General features: G+C 72.4%; 18 protein-coding genes. 10 read left to right on the top strand and 8 right to left on the bottom strand.

The features are described from left to right. Positions 1-101 precede the first annotated feature (101 nt). From FLW16_RS13700 to FLW16_RS13690, 3 genes are all read left to right on the top strand, one after another. Positions 102-608: a PadR family transcriptional regulator gene (locus FLW16_RS13700; protein WP_139575845.1), complete on the top strand. Its 507-nt coding sequence runs from the start codon at positions 102-104 to the stop codon at positions 606-608. Continuing rightward, a complete protein-coding gene (locus tag FLW16_RS13695; protein ID WP_142560368.1) occupies positions 605-1,354 on the top strand; it encodes an ABC transporter ATP-binding protein in 750 nt (249 codons plus the stop codon). Before FLW16_RS13700 ends, FLW16_RS13695 begins: the two co-directional genes overlap by 4 nt. Positions 1,355-1,430: 76 nt before the next feature. Further along, positions 1,431-3,704 carry an FtsX-like permease family protein gene (locus FLW16_RS13690; protein WP_142560367.1) on the top strand — a complete coding sequence of 758 codons (2,274 nt, stop codon included), beginning with the start codon at positions 1,431-1,433 and terminating at the stop codon, positions 3,702-3,704. 13 nt (positions 3,705-3,717) lie between these two features. Here FLW16_RS13690 and treS read toward each other — a convergent pair whose 3' ends face one another. The 3 genes from treS to FLW16_RS13675 all read right to left on the bottom strand — a co-directional run bounded on the left by treS (position 3,718) and on the right by FLW16_RS13675 (position 7,730). Beyond that, complete coding sequence (treS, locus tag FLW16_RS13685) at positions 3,718-5,457, bottom strand: maltose alpha-D-glucosyltransferase (RefSeq protein ID WP_142560366.1); 1,740 nt, start codon at positions 5,455-5,457, stop codon at positions 3,718-3,720. 209 nt (positions 5,458-5,666) lie between these two features. Next, entirely contained in the window at positions 5,667-7,355 is a 1,689-nt protein-coding gene (locus tag FLW16_RS13680) for an asparagine synthetase B family protein (RefSeq protein WP_142560365.1), read from the bottom strand. Positions 7,356-7,430: 75 nt separating this feature from the next. Further along, positions 7,431-7,730: a helix-turn-helix domain-containing protein gene (locus FLW16_RS13675; RefSeq protein ID WP_142560424.1), complete on the bottom strand. Its 300-nt coding sequence runs from the start codon at positions 7,728-7,730 to the stop codon at positions 7,431-7,433. 316 nt (positions 7,731-8,046) lie between these two features. On the opposite strand from FLW16_RS13675, the gene FLW16_RS13665 reads away from it, so the two are divergent. Continuing rightward, positions 8,047-10,068, top strand: a complete 2,022-nt coding sequence (locus FLW16_RS13665) for a glycosyltransferase family A protein (RefSeq protein WP_142560364.1) — start codon at positions 8,047-8,049, stop codon at positions 10,066-10,068. A 22-nt stretch (positions 10,069-10,090) separates the two neighbouring features. Here the strand turns inward: FLW16_RS13665 and FLW16_RS13660 are convergent, their stop codons facing one another. Next, complete coding sequence (locus FLW16_RS13660; protein WP_142560363.1) at positions 10,091-11,017, bottom strand: zinc-binding dehydrogenase; 927 nt, start codon at positions 11,015-11,017, stop codon at positions 10,091-10,093. Between the two features lie 118 nt (positions 11,018-11,135). Between FLW16_RS13660 and FLW16_RS13655 the strand changes: the two genes are divergently transcribed. The 4 genes from FLW16_RS13655 (at position 11,136) to FLW16_RS13640 (ending at position 15,393) form a co-directional block, all read left to right on the top strand. Next, on the top strand, positions 11,136-11,804 hold the full coding sequence (locus FLW16_RS13655) for a TetR/AcrR family transcriptional regulator (protein ID WP_142560362.1): 669 nt from the start codon (positions 11,136-11,138) through the stop codon (positions 11,802-11,804). Beyond that, complete coding sequence (locus FLW16_RS13650; RefSeq protein WP_142560423.1) at positions 11,801-12,505, top strand: DALR anticodon-binding domain-containing protein; 705 nt, start codon at positions 11,801-11,803, stop codon at positions 12,503-12,505. The genes FLW16_RS13655 and FLW16_RS13650 overlap by 4 nt, the downstream gene beginning before the upstream one ends. A gap of 128 nt (positions 12,506-12,633) precedes the next feature. Next, entirely contained in the window at positions 12,634-14,043 is a 1,410-nt protein-coding gene (gene lysA, locus FLW16_RS13645; RefSeq protein WP_185949404.1) for a diaminopimelate decarboxylase, read from the top strand. A 42-nt stretch (positions 14,044-14,085) separates the two neighbouring features. Continuing rightward, positions 14,086-15,393: a homoserine dehydrogenase gene (locus tag FLW16_RS13640; protein WP_142560361.1), complete on the top strand. Its 1,308-nt coding sequence runs from the start codon at positions 14,086-14,088 to the stop codon at positions 15,391-15,393. 73 nt (positions 15,394-15,466) lie between these two features. On the opposite strand, the gene FLW16_RS13635 is transcribed toward FLW16_RS13640, so the two are convergent. Then, positions 15,467-16,600, bottom strand: coding sequence for a virginiamycin B lyase (locus FLW16_RS13635; RefSeq protein ID WP_221891053.1), 1,134 nt, complete (start codon positions 16,598-16,600; stop codon positions 15,467-15,469). Positions 16,601-16,758: 158 nt separating this feature from the next. After that, complete coding sequence (locus FLW16_RS13630) at positions 16,759-17,349, bottom strand: hypothetical protein (protein ID WP_221891052.1); 591 nt, start codon at positions 17,347-17,349, stop codon at positions 16,759-16,761. 282 nt (positions 17,350-17,631) lie between these two features. Between FLW16_RS13630 and FLW16_RS13625 the strand changes: the two genes are divergently transcribed. Both FLW16_RS13625 and FLW16_RS13620 read left to right on the top strand, forming a co-directional pair. Next, positions 17,632-18,228 carry a hypothetical protein gene (locus FLW16_RS13625; protein WP_142560360.1) on the top strand — a complete coding sequence of 199 codons (597 nt, stop codon included), beginning with the start codon at positions 17,632-17,634 and terminating at the stop codon, positions 18,226-18,228. Continuing rightward, a complete protein-coding gene (locus tag FLW16_RS13620; RefSeq protein ID WP_142560359.1) occupies positions 18,221-19,243 on the top strand; it encodes a hypothetical protein in 1,023 nt (340 codons plus the stop codon). Before FLW16_RS13625 ends, FLW16_RS13620 begins: the two co-directional genes overlap by 8 nt. 38 nt (positions 19,244-19,281) lie before the next feature. On the opposite strand, the gene FLW16_RS13615 is transcribed toward FLW16_RS13620, so the two are convergent. Next, positions 19,282-19,644, bottom strand: coding sequence for a GntR family transcriptional regulator (locus FLW16_RS13615; RefSeq protein WP_142560358.1), 363 nt, complete (start codon positions 19,642-19,644; stop codon positions 19,282-19,284). Then, positions 19,638-20,633, bottom strand: a complete 996-nt coding sequence (locus FLW16_RS13610) for a hypothetical protein (protein ID WP_142560357.1) — start codon at positions 20,631-20,633, stop codon at positions 19,638-19,640. Before FLW16_RS13610 ends, FLW16_RS13615 begins: the two co-directional genes overlap by 7 nt. Between the last annotated feature and the right edge of the window lie 155 nt (positions 20,634-20,788).

Raw genomic sequence — 20,788 nt, 5'->3', positions numbered from 1 at the left:
TTAGGTAGGTGCATGCATGTTATGCATAGCGATAATGTGAGCGTCAACGGATGAGCTCGTAACGCTCCGATAACTGCTCGATACGGCTTGGGGGTGGGCGCGTGCGGCAGTCGCTGCTGGCGCTCCTGGCGAAGGAACCTGCCCACGGATACGAGCTGAAACAGGCACTCGAAACGATCTTCGGTGGTGCCTACCCGTCGCCCAACATCGGCCAGATCTACGTGACCCTGGGCCGGCTGGAGAAGGACGGGTACGTCAGGTCGGTCGACGTCGAGCAGGCCAACCGGCCGAACAAGAAGGTCTACTACATCACCGCCGCCGGCCGGGAGGCGCTGGAGACCTGGGTCGAGGAGCCCACCGAGGGGCCCCGGGTGCGTGACGAGTTCTTCATGAAGCTCGTGCTGGCTCCGATGACCGGGCTGTCCGACCGCATGGCCTTGGTGAACCGGCAGCGGCGGCACTACCTTGCGCTCATGAGAGACCTCCGCGAGCTGGCCGAGCGCACCGACCCGGCCAACCGCGTCGCGCTGCTGCTCATCGAGGGGGCCATGCTCCACCTGCAGGCCGACCTCGACTGGCTCGAACGCTGCCAGGAGGACCTGCCATGACCGCCGACGCTCCCGTCGTACGGGCCGTCAACCTGGTGAAGATCTACCAGACCGGCGGGCTGCCCGTGCCCGCCGTACGCGGGGTCGACCTCACGGTCGAGGCGGGGGAGTTCGTCGCCGTCATGGGCCCGTCCGGGTCGGGCAAGTCCACGCTCGTCCACATGCTCGGCGGCCTGGACACGCGCACCAGCGGCGAGATCTGGCTGGACGGCAGGCGGGCGGACACGCTCTCCGAGAGCGGGTGGGCGGTGCTCCGCCGGGAGAAGATCGGCTTCGTCTTCCAGTTCTTCAACCTGGTCGCCAACATGACCGTGGCCGACAACGTCGAGCTTCCCGCGCTGCTGGGCGGCGTCTCGCCCCGGCAGGCCAGGGAGCGGCGCGAGTATCTCCTCGGCGAGCTCAACCTTGCCGACCGCGCCGAGGCGTCGCCCGCGCAGCTCAGCGGGGGCGAGCAGCAGCGGGTCGCGCTGGCCCGGGCGCTCGCGAACCAGCCCCGGCTGCTGCTGGCCGACGAGCCGACCGGCAACCTCGACAGCCGCAACACCCGCGACGTGCTGCGCCTGCTCGGCAAGGTGCACGGGCAGGGCCAGACGATCGTGCTGGTCACCCACGACGCACGAGTGGCGAGCATGGCCGACCGCGTCGTCAGCCTGCTGGACGGCCAGATCGTCGACGACGGCGCGATCCCGAAGTCGCGCCGGCGCCCCCTGGGAGGGGCCGGAGACGTCGTGGAGCTGCGCAGTTGAGATCGTCCGGCCACCATGCTCCCCCGGCCACACGTCCTGAGAGTTCGGAAAGCCCGGACCGGCACGAGGGGGCGCCTTGATCACGACGAGGACCGCGGAGCTGCGCTGGATCCGCGCGGACCTGCGGGCACGCCGGGGCCAGGCCGCGCTCACGGTCCTCGCGGTGGCGGGGATCGTCACCGCCCTGATCATCGCGGCCACGCTGCTGGAGGACGGCACCAACCCCTGGCGCGGCCTGTTCGAGCGCAGCAACAGCGCGCACATCTGGATCCACAGCAAGGACGTCCCCGACGTGTCCGCGCTGCGCCGCCTGAACGGTGTGACCGACGTCGCCGGGCCCTACCACAGCGCGCCCGCCACGCTGGTCACCCGCGGCCGGCGGGTGCCGATCACCCTGCAGGAGACGCCGGCGGCCTTCCCCGCCGTGGCCCGCCCGCTCCTGCGTGAGGGCCGCTGGCTCGACGTGCGCACCCCGAACGGCGTGGTCGTCGAACGGTCGTTCGCCCGCGCTCTCGGCCTGCGGCCCGGCAGCCCGTTCACCGTCACCGGACTGAACGGCGCGACCCACGCGCTGACCGTCGCCGGGCTGGCGGAAAGCGGCGACCAGGGGTTCTACCCGGAGTGGACCCCGGGCCTGGCCTGGACGCTCGCGCAGACGCTGAACGTGGTCGAGCCCGCGCCCGGCCGCACCGAGACCGTGACCGGGCTGCGGCTGGCCGACCCCGCCACCACCGATCTCGTCGTCCAGAGGGCCGTCTTCACGATGCGCAACCAGGTGCAGCGGGTGACGACCTGGCGCGAGGTGCGGGCCTCCATGGAGCTGGACAACCGGCTGCTCGGCCTGCTGCTCGCGCTGTTCGGCGGCGCGGGCCTGGCCGCCGCCGCGCTGGCGCTCGCCAACGCCGCCGGAGGCCGGGTGCTGATGCAGTTGCGCGACATCGCCACGCTCAAGTCGCTCGGCTTCACCCGGGGCCAGGTGGTCCGGATGCTCGTCACCGAGCACGGCACGCTCGGGTTGCTCGGCATCGCCGCCGGCGCGGTCGCCGCCCGGCTGATCACTGCGTACGCCATGGGGGAGACGGTCGTCGTGCCGCTGTCGGCCGGCCCGCTCGCCGCGATCATCGTGGGGACGTCGCTGACGGTGCTCGTCGCGGTGCTGATCCCGGCCTGGCGCGGCGGGCGCACCCCGCCGATCCCGGCCGCCCCGGCGGCGCCGCCGCGCGGGCACCTGTCGCGGCTGGCCCGGGTCGCCCTGCTCGTACGGCTGCCGCCCGCGCTCGTCCTCGGGGCCAGGGACGCCTTCACCCGAAGGACGCCCGCCGCGCTCACGGTGTGCGGCGTCGCCATCCCCATGATGATGATCACGATAGGGCTCGGCTGCTGGACGACCCTGGACGACTTCATCCGCCATCCGGAGAGCGTGGGCCAGGCGGCGGCCCTGACCGTCCGGCCGGGCGAGCTGACCGCCGAGGAGGCACGCCAGCGCGCGATGGCCGACCAGGACGTGGTGGCGGCCTACCCGGGCGCCGAACTCGACGCGCTCGTCCCCTGGCAGACCAGGACCGTGCGGACCAGGGCCCTCGGCCTGTCCTCCGACCCGTACCCCTTCCCGGTCGTCGAGGGCCGGATGTTCGCCGACCAGGGCGAGGCGGTCGCCGGGCAGGGCCTGCTCGACCTCCTCGGCGTACGGATCGGCGACCGGGTCCGCATGACGATCGGTGGCACCCCGCTGATCGTGCGGATCGTGGGCCGGGTGGTCGAGCCCGAGCAGGACGGCGAGGTGCTGTCGTTCGGGGTGGACAGCCTGGCGGCCAAGGACGCGCTGCCGCCGCAGTTCTACGCCCTGGTGCTGCGGCCCGGCGCCGACGCGGCCCAGGTGCGGGCCCGCCTGCAGGGGCAGGGGCTGGAGGTGTCCCAGGCGGTGAACCCGGCCGACCGGCTCGCGGTCATCCGTGTGATCATCGTCGCGCTGGTCGCCGTGCTGGCCCTGATCGGGCTGGCCAGCCTGCTGACGGCGAGCGCGCTCGGGCTGCGCGACCACGTCTTCGACCTGGCCGTGCTCAAGGCGATGGGCCTGACCCCCCGTCAGGTGATGGCCACGCTGGTCACCGCCACCGGCCTGCCCGCGGCGGTGGGGGTCGTGCTGGGGGCCGCGGCGGGGGCGTCCTGGTCGCGGTGGCTGATCGACCTGGAGGGCCGCGGCAGCGGCGTCGGCGCCGGCATCGGCCGCGCCCCGACGCCCGGCATGCTCGCGGCGACCCTCCTGATCGCGATCGGCGCGGCGTTGCTGGTGGCGCTGATCCCCGCCAGGCGGGCGGCGCGGGCGCAGGTGCCCGTCACCGCCCGCTGAGGCGTGCGGCCCCTCAGGCGTCCGGGGACCTGCGCAGGGACAGCCAGTAGAAGCCGTAACCCGGCAGCGTGAGCAGGTAGGGCAGGTCGCCGACCGTCGGGAAGGAGACGCCGCCCCGGCACTCGACCGGGGTGACCCCGGTGAAGCGCCGCAGGTCGAGCTCGACCGGCTGGGCGAAGCGCGACAGGTTGTTGACGCACAGGACCACGTCGTCGCCCTCCTCCCGCAGGAAGGCCAGCACGCTGGGGTTCGGCGACCACAGCTCGGTGTAGTCGCCGGTGCCGAAGATCGAGTGCTCCCGCCTGATCTGCAACATCCGCCGGGTGAAGTGCAGCAGCGACGACTCGCTCTTGGTCTGGGCCTCGACGTTGACCGACTGGTAGCCGTACACCGGGTCCATGACCACCGGCAGGTAGAGCCGGCCGGGGTCGGCCTCGGAGAACCCGGCGTTGCGGTCCGGGGTCCACTGCATCGGCGTGCGGACCGCGTCGCGGTCCTCCAGCCAGATGTTGTCGCCCATGCCGATCTCGTCGCCGTAGTACATGACCGGCGAGCCCGGCATGCTGAGCAGCAGCGCGGTGAACAGCTCGATCTGGTCCCTGTCGTTCTCCAGCAGGGGGGCCAGGCGCCGCCGGATGCCGAGGTAGGCGCGCATGCGCGGGTCCTTGGCGTACTCGGCGTGCATGTAGTCGCGCTCTTCCTCGGTCACGGTCTCGAGCGTCAGCTCGTCGTGGTTGCGGAGGAAGATGCCCCACTGGGCGCTTTCCGGCAGCTTCGGGGTACGCGACATGATCTCGGAGATCGGCTCACGGCTCTGCCGGCGCACGGCCATGAAGATGCGCGGCATCAGCGGGAAGTGGAAGGCCATGTGGCACTCGTCGCCGCCCACGGTGGGGTCGCCGAAGTACTCGACCACGTCCTCGGGCCAGCCGTTGGCCTCGGCGAGCAGCACCCGGTCGGGGTAGAGCCGGTCCACCTCGGCGCGGATCTTCTTGAGGTAGTCGTGCGTCTCCGGCAGCCCGGCGCAGGAGGTGCCCTCGCGCTCGAACAGGTAGGGCACCGCGTCCAGCCGGAACCCGTCCACACCGAGGTCGAGCCAGAAGCGGATGACCTCCATCATCGCGTCCTGGACGGCCGGGTTGTCGTAGTTCAGGTCGGGCTGGTGGTGGAAGAACCGGTGCCAGTAGTACTGCTTGCGCACCGGGTCGTACGTCCAGTTGGACTCCTCGGAGCCCACGAAGACGATGGGGACGCCCGAGTATTTGTCCGGGTCGTCCGACCAGACGTAGAAGTCGCCGTACGGGCCGTCCGGGTCGGTGCGGGACGCCTGGAACCACGGGTGCTGGTCGCTGGTGTGGTTCATGACCAGGTCGGTGATGACCCGCAGGCCGCGCTCGTGCGCGGCCTCGATCAGCTTCACGAAGTCGCCGAGGTCGCCGAACTCCGGAAGGATCTTGAGGTAGTCGGAGATGTCGTAGCCGCCGTCCTTGAGCGGGGACTCGTAGAGCGGCAGCAGCCAGAGGCAGTCGACCCCGAGCCAGTTGAGGTAGTCGAGCTTCTCGATCAGCCCGCGCAGGTCGCCGGTGCCGTCGCCGTTGGAATCCTTGAAGCCGCGGACCAGTACCTCGTAGAAGACCGCGCGCTTGTACCAGCGCGGGTCCTGTGAGGTGAAATCGGTGATCTCCGGGAGATCGCCGGTGGTGGCGCCGAACGACCCGGGAACCGGGTCAGGGCAGGGCGCAGCAGCGTTCATCTGGTTCTCGCTTGAGGAAAGAAGGAGCGTGTTGTCAGGTCACACCCGAGCTTTGAAGCTCTCGCCATGATGTTTGGCTCTATTTGACCAAAACTACCACTAGAAGTGGCCTGACCGAAAAGGCTGACGCCGGTCTGACATGCAGTTTTTACCTGTTTTCAGGTGATCACGGACTGCTACCTCACACACGCGCCCCAGAACTGTGCGGGCTACCCGCCCAACGGCGCAGGCCAGGGCGGGGTGAGGTCGCCGAGCACGTCCTCGTAGTCGGCCAGCCAGGCCCCGAACGCCACCAGGGCGCGCAGCCAGAACCGCGAGTTCCACGACCCGAAGGCGGTCAGCGCGTCCGGCCCGCCGGCGATCGCGTCCAGCATCTGGGGCGACACGAGCCCGGGGATCCGCGCGGCCTTGACCAGCATCCGATGGTTCCACTCGCGGGCGACCGGCCCGTTCGAGCGCAGCGGCACCCGGCGGTTCGGCAGCAGCGGGGTGTTGGTCGAGGGCAGCGCCGCCACGCGGGGGTTGGCGGCCCGGAGGACCTCCCGGTAGAACTTGCCGCCCTCCTTGCGGGCGACCGGCACCGACAGCGCCGCGTCGAAGAACTCCGGGTGCAGGAACGGGAAGACCGGGGTCGCCTCGGGGCCGACGAGGTTGACCGGGGACCGGGCGATGCCCCGCACGGTCCGGGTGTGGAGCACGCTCAACGGCAGCTCGGCCCGGTGCCCGTGCAGCATCGAGGTCGCCCGGGTGAACGCCGTACGGACCCGGTCGTCCATCCACGCGGCGGCGGCCTCGCCGAGCACGGGGATGTGGGCGTCGCCGGTCGCCAGCGCCTTCAGCAGCGCCTCGCGGCGGGACGCGCCCGTCCCCGCGCCCACGGCGTCCGCCGTGATCAGGAAGTTCTTCATCAGCGGGCCGCCCGCCAGGCCGTCCACCAGCGCCCGGCCGGCGCCGTGCACCTCGCGGGCGAAGGGGGAGTACCACGCGTGGTGGCTGGTGAGGAACTCCAGGCGCCGGGCCGCCCACAGCGCCTCCTGCGGGTAGGCGGCCGGGTCCTGCGGCATGATCCGGTGGGGGATGCCCAGCTCGCGGGTGATGTAGCGGGCGAAGTCGATGTCGTTGTCCAGCCCGTCGTCGGGGCTGGTGGTCCACGACTCGACGTCCATCTTCCTTTCCATCGCCACGCTGGCCAGCAGCCGCGAGTCGTACCCGCCGCTCACCGGCACCAGCACCCGCTCGTACGGCTTGAGCGCGTCGTGCAGCAGCGCGACCAGGTCGCCGCCCGTCACGCCCCGGTCCACCGGCTCCTCCCGCACCCAGCGCGGGGCCCGCCGATCGGTCCTCAGCCTGCGCTCGCGCCGCGACCAGGTCAGCGCGGTCGCGCCGGGCAGGCGCCGGATCTGGCGGTAGGGCGTGTCCTCAAGCAGCGGGTAGGTCAGCGTGAGGATCGCCGCCCACGCATCCCAGTTCACCTCGTAGGGCCGCCGGGCCAGCGCGAGGAGCGGCTCGATCAGCGAGGAGAAGTAGACGGCGTCGCCGTCCTGGAGGTAGTAGACGTCGACCAGGCCGAGACCGCCCGTGTGCAGGCTCACCGTGTCCGGCTCGTCCACCAGGCCCGGGGTCTCGTACGTCTCCGCGACGCGCAGCCACGCGTTCACCCGGGGCTCGCCCCCGGTCTCCGGCCGCCGGCCGCCCCACGCGTACGCGGTCGTCCGGGCTCCCGTGGCGTACGGCGCCAGGGGGGCCGATGCGAGCAGCGCGGCCTCCGGGGCGGTGTGCACGGCCTGGACGGCCGGCCCCGACCGTGCCAGCAGGTCGAGCGTTGCCTGCTCGTAGGGCCCGACGGCCCCGCAGACGTACGGCCTGGCCTGGAATCGCGGCCACTCACCCTTGCGCACGGTTTGCCCTCCCTTGAACCCCAGCCGAGTCTACGGACCTCCCGGCCGCCCGGGGGCGACGCCTTACCGCTGGGGCTAACTCGCTTGGCGAAGAGGCTGAAATTGGACACTGAGCCGGACCTCGAGGGCTTCGGCGAGGCGTTCCAGCATGGGAATGGTGGGCATGGTGCCGCCGGCCTCGAAGCGGGCGACCGCGGGTTGCTTGAGGCCCGCGCGTTCGGCCAGCTCCGTCTGCGTCAGGCCGAGTTCCTCGCGACGTCGCCGCACCGCGTCGCCGAGTTCGAAGCGGAGGCGAGCGGCCTCGTAAGCGGCCCCGGCACCGGGACGATTCATGATCTCGGCGCGTTTGTCCGACCATGCCCTGCGCTCGCCCATGTCGATCACTACTCGTCCGCCGTGTGCGCTTCCGCGATACATCGCCGCATTGCCCGCACAGCTCGCTCGATCTCGGCCGTCTCCCGCACGACTCAAGATCCTGCTCCATAAGGTTCGCCTGTGGTCAGGGCGAGTGACGAGGGTGGTTGAGCAACGACAGCGGGCACCGCGCTTTGGTCTCGGGTCCGTGGGTCGCGGGTCGCCGGGGGATGTGGCGGACGAGGTGGACGAGGTCTCGGCTCTGCCTGAGAGCGATCAGGGCGTTCTGCGAATATTGTGACTCTGGTCCTGAAGGTCTACCGCGGAGTCACCCCCTATGAGCGAGGTAAGCGAGCCGGCAGCCGGACAGCCCGAGCGGAGCGACCCGGCGGCGCTGCGGCAGGCGCTGGCGGAGGCGGTGGAACGGGCCTCCGGCGCGGCGGAGCTCGCCCGGCTGATCAGCGACTACCAGCGGCGGCTGGAGGAGGTGGCGCGCTCGGAGGCCGAGGCCCTGACCAAGATGCGTGAGGCCGAGGCGCGGCTGAAGACGGCCGAGCGGCAGAACGCGCAGCTCGCCAAGCAGCTCGCGGAGCAGAAGTACCAGACCGAGGTCGCCAACTGGAAGCTCGCCTCGCTCCAGGAGAGCCGGTGGAGCAAACTCGGCGACGCGATCCACAGCAAGAACCCCGGTTCGGTGGCCAGGACGCTCAAGGCGCCGATCAGGAAGCGCCCCGCGCCCAAGCGCTCGGACTTCAAGCCCGAGATCCCCGCCGTGCCCGAGGTGAAGGCGGCCCCCGCCGCGCCCGAGCCCAAGGCCCCGCAGGTCTCCGCGCCGCTCGCCGAGTCGTTCGTGGTCCCCAAGGGCCCGACGGCCCGGCCGTACATGACGGTCGCGGCGATCGTGGACCGGCAGACCGAGGCGCTGCTGCGGTACGAGTGGCGGCTCGTGACCAACTTCGGCCCGGACAACTGGGAGGCCATGCTCGACCAGCAGCGGCCGCACGTGCTGTTCGTCGAGTCCGTACGGCCCGGCCCGCGGCAGGGCAACGGAGGGCGCTGGCTGGAGGCGCTGGCCGGGGAGACGCGGGCGCTGCGCGACCTGGTGGCGGCCTGCCACAAGCGGGGGGTGAAGACGGTCTTCTGGCACTCCGGCGGCGCGGTGTCGCGGGCGGTGCCGGCGGCCGAGCACTTCGAATACGTGCTGGCCACCACCGAGGCCCGGGCCCGCGAGTGGCGCTCGGCGCTGCGGCACGACCGGGTCGGCGTGCTCCCGCACGCGATCCAGCCCCGCGTGCACAACCCCATCCCCGCCGAAGGCGGCAGGACCGGGGAGATCGTCACCCTCGGGACGGTCACCCCTCCGGCCGGCGGCGCGGCCTGGCAGCCGCTGGCCGGGCAGGACGACGACACGACGGCGTACGACGACGTGCTGACGGCATACCGGCAGCCGGCCCTGGTGATCGCGGGCGCCGACGCCGAGCCGAGAGTGATAGGAGAGGTCGCGGCCTGCGGCACCCCGGTGCTCCAGGTGCGGGCCGGGGCCAAGGGCGAGGAGATCCTCGCGGCGGCCGAGATCCTCATGGCCGACGCGGGACGGCTGGCCAGGGAGGCCCATCTCGCCTGGCGGGCCCGCACCAGCGTCACCCCGCTGCTCGACCCGGTCCTCGACACCCTCGGCGTGCCGAGCGTGCGGAACAGCGGCGTGATCACGGCGATCACCGCCGTCTCCGACCCGGCGGAGCTGGACCGCCTGCTCGCCCAGGTCACCCGTCAGGTCGAACGGCCCGGCCAGATCGTGATCGTGGCGGACGGCCTGGACGCGGGCCTGGTGGACAAGACGGTCCGCCAGGCATGCCCGGACCTCGACGTCGTGGTCCGCGCCACGCAGGAGCCGATCACCCGGGGCGCCGCCCTCGACCGCGCGATCAGGCTCGCCGACGGCGACTACGTGGCCGTGCTCGACGCCAGGGACCTGTACGGCGAGCACTACCTGGCCGACCTCGTGCGGCACTTCGCCTCCACCGACGCCGAGGTGCTGGGGAAGGCGTCGTTCTACGCCCACCTGCCGGAGACCGGGGCGACCCTGCTGCGCCAGCCGGGGGCCGAGCACCGGTTCCTGCCCGAGGTGGCCGGCGGCACCGTCCTGGCCCGCCGCCAGATCCTCACCGACCTCGGCTTCGCCGACGTCTCCGAGGAGTGGGGCGAGGTTCTGATGCGGCAGTGCCGTACGGACGGGGTGCGGGTCTACTCGGCCGACCGCTACTCCTACGTCTGCGTCCGCGACTCGGCGGAGGGCTCGCTGCTCGGCTCGGCGCAGATGGAGGGATACGTCCCGGCCGAACCCCTGGCCCTGCTTTGATCACTCCAGATCACTTCGCGATTCAGCCGAGGTCGAGCACGGCCTTGCCGTGGAGGCGGCGGCCGAGGAGGAGCCCCACCGCCTCCTGCGCCCTCTCCCAGCCGCCGCGCCAGGAGATCCCCGGATCGAGACGGCCGGAGGCGACCTGTCCGGCGAGCCAGGTCAGGTCGGGAGCGAGTCCGCCGCAGGCGAGCAGGAAGAACGTGACCATCGAACGGTCATGACCCCGGTCGCCGAAGAGCGCGCCGAACGGGAAGGTCTCCGGCTCGCCGGTCACATGCCCGACGGCCACGAGCGTTCCGCCCTCGGCCAGCCTGTCGTACGCCTCCACGAGGGTGGGCCCGCCCACCATGTCGAGCACGCCGTGCACCGGGTCGCCGAGGGCGGACGGCCGGTCCACCACCTCGTGCGCGCCGAGCGCCCGCAGGCCGTCGCCGTGCGCGCCGAGGTCGCCGGTGGACGCGATCACGTGGGCCCCGCCGAGCCGGGCCAGTTGCACGGCGTACCTGCCGACCCCGCCCGTGGCACCGGTGACCAGCACCCTCCTGCCGAGGATGGGGCCGAGCCGGTGCAGGGCGCGCAGCGCGCTGGTGGCGGCCACCGGGATCGTGCTGACGGCGCCGAGATCGGCGTTCGCCGGGAGCGTGCCGATATAAGAGGTGTCCACGGCCCGGTACTCCGCCCACGCGCCGTCCACGCCGAGCGTCACCACGGGGGTTCCCGCGGCGGGGCCGGACCCGTCGGCGGCGGCCCGTTCGACCACCCCGGCCGCGTCCCATCCCGGCACCGCGCCCTCGTGGGCGTTCTCGATGCCGGAACCGACCTCGCCATAGTTGAGCGAGGTCGCCGTCACCCGCACCAGCGCCTGATGCGGGGCGGGCTCGGGGTCCGGGGCCTCGCCGAGCCTCAGGCCGGCGGGCGCGGACCGGTCGACGAGCAGAGCACGCATGGGGAGTCCCCTCCTGAAAATGTGCCACTCGGTGGCAGAATCGCTGAGACCGTTCACTATGCCACTCAGTGGCATATGCCAACAAGGCGCATCTCGGACCGGAGCTAGACTTGCCGCGATGACCACCACCGCCGTCCCGGCCGACGAGCTCCCGCTGCGTGAGCGCAAGAAGCTGCGCACCCGCCGGGCGCTGGTCGACGCGGCCCTGGAACTGTTCACCGATCGGGGTTTCGAGGCGACGACCCTCGACGATCTGTGCGCGGCCGTGGAGGTCTCCAAGCGCACCTTCTTCCGCAACTTCGGCAGCAAGGAAGACGTCGCGCTGACGCCCACGCAGGACATGTGGGCCGCGTTCCTCGACGAACTGGAGCGGTTCGAGCCCGACGCCGGACGTCCCGTCATCGAGGTGGCGCAGGACTGCCTGCTCGCCGCCGTCGGCCGGATGACCGCGGGCGGCTGGGCGCGCCAGGTCAGGCTCAGCGAGCGGCTGGCCGCGCGGACCCCCTCGGTGGGGGCGCACGGCCTGCACTTCTGCGACCGCACCACCCGTGAGGCGCTCGCGATCCTGCGCCGCCGTCTCGGCCTCGGGGGCGTGGACGACCTGCGGGCGAGGCTCGTGCTCGACCTGCTCGTCGCGGCCTGGCACGGCGCGCTGGAGTCCTGGACGTCCAGGCCGGGTGAGCCCACGTCCGAGGATCTGGCCGCGTGCCTGCGCGAGGCGTTCGCCGCGATCCCCGGGTGCCTCACGCTGACCGCCGCGCCCAAGGACGGCCCGGCCGCGCGATGATCATGGAGGCGCTCCGCGGCGTCCTCGGCGCGCCGCCGGTGCCGCAGGGGTCGTGGGAGCGGGAGGCGCGGTTCGTCTCCACCGCGGCGCTGCGAGGGACGGCCGAACCCGCGGCCGAGGCGGCGGAGCGGCTGGCCGAAAGGCTGCGCGCGACGCCCGGGGTGCGGCAGGTGGACGTGCGGCCGAACGGTTTCCTGGTCATCGGGATCGCCGCGCCGGGGGAGATCGTCCACGACATCCTCGCCGCGCCGCCCGCCGTGTCCCCGCCGGAGACGGGCCCGGAGGCGGACTCCCCGGCGCCGTGGCCGGACTTTCCCCGTACGTGGGACAACCCGGGCTTCGCCGTGCGGTACGCGTACGTGCGCGCGGGCGCCGTACAGCGGTGGGCGCGCGACCTCGGCGTGCCGGCCGGTGCGGCGGCACGGCCCGAGCTCCTCGACGGCCCGTTCGACCGGGCCGTGCTGCGGGTCCTGGCCGAGCTGCCGAGCAGGAGGGACAGTCGCGATCCGGGATGGGCGGCCTACCTCGAACGGCTGGCCGAGGTCTACCACGCCGCCGTCGAGCGCGCGTCCCCGATCCCCAAGGGCGACGAGCCGCCGACGGAGGTCCACGCGGCGCGGGTGCGAATGGGGGAGGCGGTGCGCCGGGTGCTCGGCGAGGGACTGGCGGAGCTCGGCATGGCCCCGCCCGGCAAAATCTGAACAAAACCAGCGGTTGGCTGAAAGTGCTGTCGCCGATGACCTGCGGTTGTGAATATCTTCCGTCGAGGCCGTCTCGCAGGGTGAACAGCGGGCGCGAGTGAATCGCCGGGTCGGCTAGCCTCGTTCGGGTGAGTCGATTCGCCCACCCTGCCGGCGACCTGCACGCCGCTTCATCGATCGTCGCCGTGACCGCCGGACTGCCCGAGGAGCGTCCGCAGCAGCACGTGCCGGCCGACCTCAACGCGCTCGAACCGGCCATCTGGCCGCGAACGTCCGGCCGGGCCGACGGCGCCGTCACCATCGGCGGAATCGACGTGCGCGACCTGGCGCAGGAGTTCGGCACGCCTCTGTACGTCATCGACGAGGAGGACTTCCGCTCACGCTGCCGCGAGTACCGGTCCGCCTTCCACGACGGCGAGGTCCACTACGCCGCCAAGGCGTTCCTGTGCCGCGAGGTCGCCCGCTGGATCGACCAGGAGGGCCTCGGCCTCGACGTGTGCAGCGCCGGTGAGCTCGCCGTGGCGCTCAGCGTGGGCTTCCCGCCCGAGCGGATCACGCTGCACGGCAACAACAAGTCGCTCGCCGAGCTGGAGAAGGCCGTCCAGGTCGGTGTGGGCCATATCGTGGTCGACTCGTTCGAGGAGATCGCCCGCCTCGGCTTCCTCGCCGACGAGCACGGTGTGCGGCCGAAGGTGATGATCCGGGTGACCGTGGGCGTCGAGGCCCACACCCACGAGTTCATCGCGACCGCTCACGACGACCAGAAGTTCGGCCTGTCGCTGAGCAGCGGCGCCGCCGCCGAGGCGGTGCGGCGCATCCTCGCGCTGCCGCAGCTCGAACTGGTCGGCCTGCACTCCCACATCGGGTCGCAGATCACCGACACCGGCGGTTTCGAGGTCGCGGCCCGCCGCCTGGCCCGGCTGCTGGTCGAGATCAAGGAGGAGCACGACGTGGTGCTCCCCGAGCTGGACCTCGGCGGCGGATACGGCATCCCCTACGTCGTGGGCGACGACTCCCTGGACGTCAAGGTCATCGCGGACGGCCTGCGGGAGATCGTCACGAAGGTGTGCGAGTCGGCCGGACTGCCGGTGCCGCGCCTCACGGTCGAGCCGGGCCGGTCGATCGCCGGAGTGTCCGGCGTGACCCTGTACGAGGCCGGTACGGTCAAGGACGTGGAGGGCCTGCGCACCTACGTGAGCGTCGACGGCGGCATGAGCGACAACATCCGCACGGCCCTGTACGGCGCCGAGTACACGGCCGTGCTCGCCTCCCGGACGAGCCAGGCGGCGCCGATGCTGTCACGCCTGGTCGGCAAGCACTGCGAGAGCGGCGACATGGTCGTGCGCGACCTGTACCTGCCGGGCGACCTGGCCCCCGGAGACCTGATCGCCGTCGCCGGCACCGGGGCCTACTGCCGGTCGCTGGCCAACAACTACAACTATCTGCCCAAGCCCGCCGTCGTCGCGGTGTCCAACGGCCAGGCGCGGGTCATCATCCGCAGAGAGACCGAGGACGACCTGCTCAGGGGGCAGCTGTGACCGGCCGTCCCGGGCAGTCCGGCGGCGAAGCGAGGAGGGGTCGTGAGTAAAGCCAAACCGGCGCTCAGGGTCGCGCTGCTGGGCTGCGGCGTCGTCGGATCGCAGGTCGTGCGTTTGCTCCGCGAACAGGCCGACGACCTGGCCGCCCGCGTCGGCGCCCCGCTCGAGCTGGCCGGCGTCGCCGTACGCAGAATGGGCCGCAAGCGGGACACCGACGTCGACCCCGCCCTGCTCACGACCGACGCGGAGGCCCTGGTCACCCGCGACGACGTGGACATCGTCGTCGAGGTGATCGGCGGCATCGAGCCGGCCAGGTCGCTGATCCTCGCCGCGATGGCGCACGGCAAGTCCGTGGTGAGCGCCAACAAGGCGCTGCTGGCCGAGGACGGCGCGACGATCCACCGGGCCGCCCGCGAGAACGGCGCCGACCTGTACTTCGAGGCGAGCGTCGCCGGGGCGATCCCGCTGCTGCGCCCGCTGCGCGAGTCGCTGGCCGGCGACCGGGTGCGCCGCGTGCTGGGCATCGTCAACGGCACCACCAACTACATCCTCGACAAGATGGACTCCACCGGCGCCTCGTTCAACGACGCGCTGGAGGAGGCCCAGGCGCTCGGGTACGCCGAGGCCGACCCCACGGCCGACGTCGAGGGCTTCGACGCCGCCGCCAAGGCGGCGATCCTGGCCGGCATCGCCTTCCACAGCAGGGTGACGGCCGCCGACGTGCACCGCGAGGGCATCACGGAGATCACCGCGGCCGACGTCGCCTCGGCCAAGGGCATGGGCTACGTCATCAAGCTGCTGGCCATCTGCGCCCGCTCCGACGACGGCCGGTCGGTCGGCGTCCGGGTGCACCCCGCCATGATCCCGAGGTCGCACCCCCTGGCCGGTGTGCGCGAGGCGTACAACGCCGTCTTCGTGGAGGCCGAGTCGGCCGGGCGGCTGATGTTCTACGGCGCGGGCGCGGGCGGCGCGCCCACCGCCAGCGCCGTGCTGGGCGACATCGTCGCCGTGGCGCGCAACCGCATCGCCGGCACCCGCGGGCCGGAGGAGTCGACGTACGCCGACCTCAAGGTCCACCCGATGGGCGACAGCGTCACCCGCTACCACGTGTCGCTGGACGTCGCGGACAAGCCCGGTGTGCTCGCCCGGGTGGCCGAGATCTTCGCCGGCCACGACGTGTCGATCCAGACGGTGCGGCAGGAGGGTCGCGGCGACGACGCCCAGCTCGTGCTGGTGACCCACCGGGCCAGCGACGCCGCCCTGTCGGGCACGATCAAGGATCTGCGCGACCTGAACATCGTCCGCGCGGTCGCGAGCGTCATGCGGGTCGAGGGCGACGACACGCCCTGACGCCGGGGGCCGCCATGGCTGAAGGCACTCCCGGGCGCGCTGCCCGGGAGTGCCTGTCGCCGCATCGGTCCAGCTAGAGGGTGACCTTCGCGATCTGGTCGACGTAGTTCTCGGTGAGCCAGACGTTGTCGTCGGGCCCGCTGGTGATGTCGAAGGGCCCGGCGAGGCTGGTCGGCATGTTGTACTCGATGATGATCCCCGAGGTGGTGACGCTGGCCGCCGCGTTGCCGAGTTGCTCGGTCACCCACAGCCTGCCGTCGGAGCCGCTGGTGATGCCCCAGGGGAAGGCGTTGGGGTCGTCGATCGAGTACTCGGTGAAGTCGCCGTCCGTGGTGACGGAGCCGACCTTCCCATTGGCGTCGGCGTACCACAGGTCGCCGTCCGGCCCGGTGGTGATCCCTATGGGCGTCGCCCCCGAGGAGGGGATGGCGAACTCGGTGATGTCCCCGTCCGGGGTGATCTGGCCGATCTTGCCGACGAACGATTCGGTGAACCACAGGTTGCCGTCGGGTCCGGCCGTGATCCGCATCGGGTAGGCGTCACTGGTCGGCAGGGCGTACTCCGTGATGGTCCCCGAGGTGGTGATCCGGCCGATCTTGTTGCCGATCGTCTCGACGAACCACAGGGCGCCGTCGGGACCCGCGGTGATGCCCCAGGGGTAGGACCCGGCGTTGGGCAGCGCGTACTCGGTGATGACACCGGAGGTGGTGATCCGGCCGATCTTGTCGCCGGTCGCCTCGGTGAACCACAGGGCGCCGTCCGGCCCGGTGGTGATGTGCCCCGGCTCGGCGTCGTCGGTCGGCACGGCGAACTCGGTGAAGTCGCCGCCGGTGGTGACGCGTCCGATGTTGCCGGCGTAGTTCTCGGTGAACCACAGCGCGCCGTCGGGACCCGAGGTGATGCCGATGGGCCCGGACGTATGGGTCGGGGTGTCCAGCTCCGAGACCGTGGGGACCCGCGCCGCCTCGCCGGAGCCGGACGACCTGGGCCGCGGGCGCGGCGGGTGGACGGGACACCGCATGTGCCGGTGCTCCGGCATCCGCTTCAGCTTCTGGCAGATCCGCACCCACGGCGGCGGCGGCTTCGGACGCTCGCCCGGCCCGGCGGCGGCACCGGCGGGCAGGCCGGTGAACAGGGGCGCGGCCGTCGCCAGGGCCAGCGCCATCGCCGCGAGCGGGCGGCGGAGGTGTCGTGAGAATCGGGGCATGGCAGTCCTTCGGCTGAGGAGCGACGCGAGACGCCGGACCGGAAGCCGTGCCGCCGGCCCGGCGGGGCTCACTATGGCCGACCTGCCTGATCGGCCGCCGAGCCGCCGCGTCCGTGGCGGGTCACGAGACCCCCAACTCCTGTACGGAGTGGGGACGGTCAGGCGACCGAGTGGGTGATGGTCCCGGTGTAGACGCCGGCGGCGGCGTTGGACGGGATGGTGATGACCAGGGTGGGCTGCCAGCTCGTCGACATCGACGGGGCCTGCTTGCGCCCGCTGAACGCGGTGACCGGCGAGGTGAGGGCCACCCGGCTGGCCGCGGTGGGCTGACCGGGGTTGCGGGTGCCCACGCCGGACGACGCGGTGACCGGTCCCGACCAGTAGAAGACGTTCGCCGTCGTGATCGTCTGCGTGGGGGTGCCGCTGCCGGTGGTGAAGTTCGTGGCGGAAACGGTCGCCGTCCAGGGAGGGATTCCTCCCCTGGAGTCGGCCACGGTCACCGTGCCCATGGAAGCGCTGATCGTGCCACCCTGCGCGACGCTGCCGAGGTTCGCCGAGCCGGGCACGGTGATCGTCAGCGGGTCGGCCCGCAGGGGGACCAGCGCCATTCCCGTGTCGGCCCGCGCCGCCTGCACGAGGCCGGGCACAGCGGACAGCGAGGCGGGCAGCGAGGTGGGCAGCGCGACCGGCGCAGCGATCGACGCGGCCAGCGTCGCCGTCACGATCATGCCCGCACCGACCTGCCGCATCTGTGGCCTCCTCGCCGCCCTGCCGTCGTTCCGCCGCCACGCGGCCGATCTCGCCCGTGAACGACCCACGGCAGGTTAGGGCGCCGAAGCGGCGTCCGGCCGTCGCCGCGCCGAGACCAGCCGTAACCGTGGACATCGGGCCGCACGTCTCCGCCGGTCGTCATCTGATCACAAAGGGTCTCCAGATGCCGGCGGAAGAACCGTGTCGTACGCCCCTGACCGGCCAGGATGTCACCGACCGCGGGCCGGACGGGGCATCGCATCAAGGGAGGAGATCGGCAGATGGGCAAGAGGAGTGTCGCCGCGCCGGCGGCGGGTGCCGCAGGACTGGCGCTGGTCGCGGCGCTGATGATTACGCCGGCGGCGCAGCCCGCTCTGGCGGGGACGTGCCCCGCCTCCACCACCTGTCCCACGACGGTCACCTTCACCGTCAACGCCCCCGACGGCCTGACGATCACCGTGCCCGACGGCCCCGTCAACATCGGCAGCGGTGCGCCGGGAGGCCAGATCAGCGGCTTCCTGGGCCCGGTGACGGTGTCCGACCAGCGCGCGGCGCTCACCGCGACGTGGGTGGCCACGGTGTCGGCCGCTGTAGGAGGCTTCACCACCGGCGGCGGCACCCCCGCGGAGACCGTTCCCAACACCGCGGTCCTCTACTGGTCCGGTCCGGCGACGGCCACCACCGGCACCGGCACGTTCGTGCCGGGGCAGGTGGACGCGGCGGCCGCCCAGTCGCTCGATGTGTCGCGCACCGCGTTCAGCAAGACGAGCGGCTCCGGCGACAACTCCGCCACGTGGGACCCGACCATCGTCGTCAATGTGCCCGCGCAGGCCGTGGCGGGCACCTACACCGGCACGGTGAACCACTCCGTTGCCTGACCGCTCGGCCCGCGGGGCCATCGCCTCCGGCCTGTTCGCGATCGTGCTGCACGCGGCGGTCGCCGCACCGGCGGCCGCCGCCGGCGACCCGCACCGGCACCGCCCGGAGAGGTTCGGCATCCGGCTGCTGGAGATTCCCGAGAACCGCCTGGACGATCCGCGCTCGCACGCGTTCATCGTCGACCACGTGAATCCCGGCACCACGTTCACCCGGCGTCTCGAGGTCTTCAGCACCTCGTCGGAGCGGCAGCACGTGAACGTGTATCCCGCCGCGGCCCGGGTCGGCGACGAGGGCTTCACGTTCGCCCCCGCGCGCACCGGTAACGAGCTGACCTCGTGGATCACGCTCGACCGGACGGCGGTGGACCTGCCGCCGCACGGTCACGTCCCGGTGACGGCCACCGTCGCGGTGCCGCCCACCGCTTCCAAGGGCGAGCGTTACGCCGTCATCTGGGCGGAGATCTCCTCGGCCTCGCCCGGCCCGTCGGGCAACGTCGCGCTCGTCAACCGGATCGGCGTCCGCACCTACCTGGACGTGGGCCCGGGCGGCGAACCGCCGACGAGCTTCCGGATCGGCGAGGTGACCGCCGGGCGCACCGGCGCGGGGCAGCCGCGGCTGGTGGCCGAGGTCGGCAACACGGGGGAGCGCGCCGTCGACCTGGAGGGCGAGGTGCGGCTGTCGGAGGGGCCGAGCGCGCTCAGCGCCGGGCCGTTCCGCAGCACCCGCGCCACCACCCTGCCTCCGGGTGGCCACGGTCAGGTGACCGTGCTGCTGGGCGACGACCTGCCCGCCGGGCCCTGGAGGTTCCGGCTCACCCTGCGCAGCGGCCGCGTCAGCCGTACGGCCACCGGGACGATCACCTTCCCGGCGGCCGGAGAACGGGCGGCGGCGGAGGGCGGCCCGAGTCCGGCCGTCCTCGCCGCCTGCGCCGCCGCGGCCCTCGCCGCCGCGGCCCTCCTGGTCGTGAACCTGCGCCGGTTCCGCCGCCGCCCCCTGGACGGCGAGGCGGCCTGACCTCGTACGAGGGCCATGCCTCCCGGGTGTGGAGCGGATCAGCGCCCGGCCAGGGCCCTGCGGACCGCGTCGAGGGCCTCCTCCTCGGAGGCCCCGAGGTGGCGCACGGCGCCGGCGAACTCCTCGGCGGCCTCGCGCAGGCGCAGACGGCCGCCCTCGGCCGCGAGCTCGGTGATCGTCGCCGCGCGGCCCCGGCGCAGTTCTACCAGGCCCTCGTCGCGCAGTTGCTGGTAACCGCGCAGCACGGTGTGCAGGTTGATGCCGAGCGCCGCGGCGACGGCGCGTGCCGAGGGCAGTTTGTCGCCGGGGACCGCCGCGCCCCTCGCGACCGCCGCGCGCACCGAGGCCGCCACCTGGTCGGCCAGGGGCTGGGCCGAGGACGGGTCGACGACGATCAGCACCCGGCGGCTCCCCTGGCACGGGCGAGGGACGCGTTCACCAGAGCGGCGGCCGTATCGGCGTCCCGGGTCGAGTACAGGAACTCCCGGCCGTCGGTGAGCCGGAGGGCCAGCACCGGACCGCGGCCGCTGACGTACCCCCACCCTCTGCTACTGCCGACCATGCCGAGCCCCCTGGCGGACGCCTCCGGCCGCACCGAGGCGAAGAGCACCGTGTCGTACGGCACGACCCGCCGCAGGCCGCCGAGCCCCGGCAGGCTGACCTCGACGCCGCTGCCGTCGATGCGGAGCCGGGTGCGCGCCGAGAGGATCGCGATGAGCCCCATCAGCGCCATCAGCGTCGCCCCCTGCCAGGAGCGTGAGAGGTTGAAGAGCCCGAACCAGCCGAAGGCGAGCATCGCCGCCCCTTGCAGGAGCGAGCGCGGATACCAGGAGGACACGGCGTAGACGGCCCGCTGGGCCGGCGCGAGCGGCAGCAGGGGCACCCCGGGGGGCGGTGCGGTGCGCGCACCTGGCGCGGGCGGCAGGGGACCCGCCAGCCACCAGCCCGCGGCGCCTCCGAGAAGGGTGAGGCCGATTTCGGCCGGAACCTCCCACGCGGGCAGGACCACGGGCCGCGCGGAGTCGATCAGTGCCACCACCGCGACACCGTTCCCCGCCGCCATCGGGACGCTCATGGCGAGGGAGCACGCGACCAACCAGCGCTGCAGCTCGGGCCAGCGCCAGTAGTGCGTGAACGCGGCGAGGAACATCACCTCGAAGACCCCTACGGAGAGGGCGACCGACCTCAGCCACTGACCCCATCCAGGGGCGTACCGCGGCTCCCAATCGGAGACGTAGGCCCGGTCGGGCAGCCGGTCCCGGAAGACGGCGAAGAGCAGCAGGAGAAAGAGGAGGACGAGAAGCGGTGGCACGGTGGTCAGGACCAGGCGGCGCGGCCGGCCGGGTCGCCCGGCGTCGTACTGGGCGTCGTACTGGGGGGAGTCGTACACGAGCCACCTCCCAAACTGTTTGTATGTCACTATAACAAGCAAACAGTTCCGCGAGGAGTCCCCGCTGAGATCTCGTACGGTGGAGCCCGGCATGTCCGGAGGCGCGGGGCGGCCGCGGGCAACGACTCGATCGGATAACGGCCCGCCGATCCGCG

The organism is Microbispora sp. KK1-11, from assembly GCF_006874435.1.
In the GTDB taxonomy this organism is placed as follows: Bacteria; Actinomycetota; Actinomycetes; order Streptosporangiales; family Streptosporangiaceae; genus Microbispora; species Microbispora catharanthi.
The sequence above is the reverse complement of the archived record's forward strand: the minus strand, read 5'-3'. Positions and strand labels throughout refer to the sequence as shown.

Coding starts and splice junctions, on each gene's coding strand:
- FLW16_RS13665 (WP_142560364.1), top strand. CDS start 8,047: ATGAGCGAGGTAAGCGAGCCGGCAGCCGGACAGCCCGAGCGGAGCGAC.
- FLW16_RS13660 (WP_142560363.1), bottom strand. CDS start 11,017: ATGCGTGCTCTGCTCGTCGACCGGTCCGCGCCCGCCGGCCTGAGGCTC.
- FLW16_RS13625 (WP_142560360.1), top strand. CDS start 17,632: ATGGGCAAGAGGAGTGTCGCCGCGCCGGCGGCGGGTGCCGCAGGACTG.
- FLW16_RS13650 (WP_142560423.1), top strand. CDS start 11,801: ATGATCATGGAGGCGCTCCGCGGCGTCCTCGGCGCGCCGCCGGTGCCG.
- FLW16_RS13635 (WP_221891053.1), bottom strand. CDS start 16,600: ATGCCCCGATTCTCACGACACCTCCGCCGCCCGCTCGCGGCGATGGCG.
- treS (WP_142560366.1), bottom strand. CDS start 5,457: ATGAACGCTGCTGCGCCCTGCCCTGACCCGGTTCCCGGGTCGTTCGGC.
- FLW16_RS13695 (WP_142560368.1), top strand. CDS start 605: ATGACCGCCGACGCTCCCGTCGTACGGGCCGTCAACCTGGTGAAGATC.
- FLW16_RS13655 (WP_142560362.1), top strand. CDS start 11,136: ATGACCACCACCGCCGTCCCGGCCGACGAGCTCCCGCTGCGTGAGCGC.
- FLW16_RS13630 (WP_221891052.1), bottom strand. CDS start 17,349: ATGCGGCAGGTCGGTGCGGGCATGATCGTGACGGCGACGCTGGCCGCG.
- FLW16_RS13675 (WP_142560424.1), bottom strand. CDS start 7,730: ATGGGCGAGCGCAGGGCATGGTCGGACAAACGCGCCGAGATCATGAAT.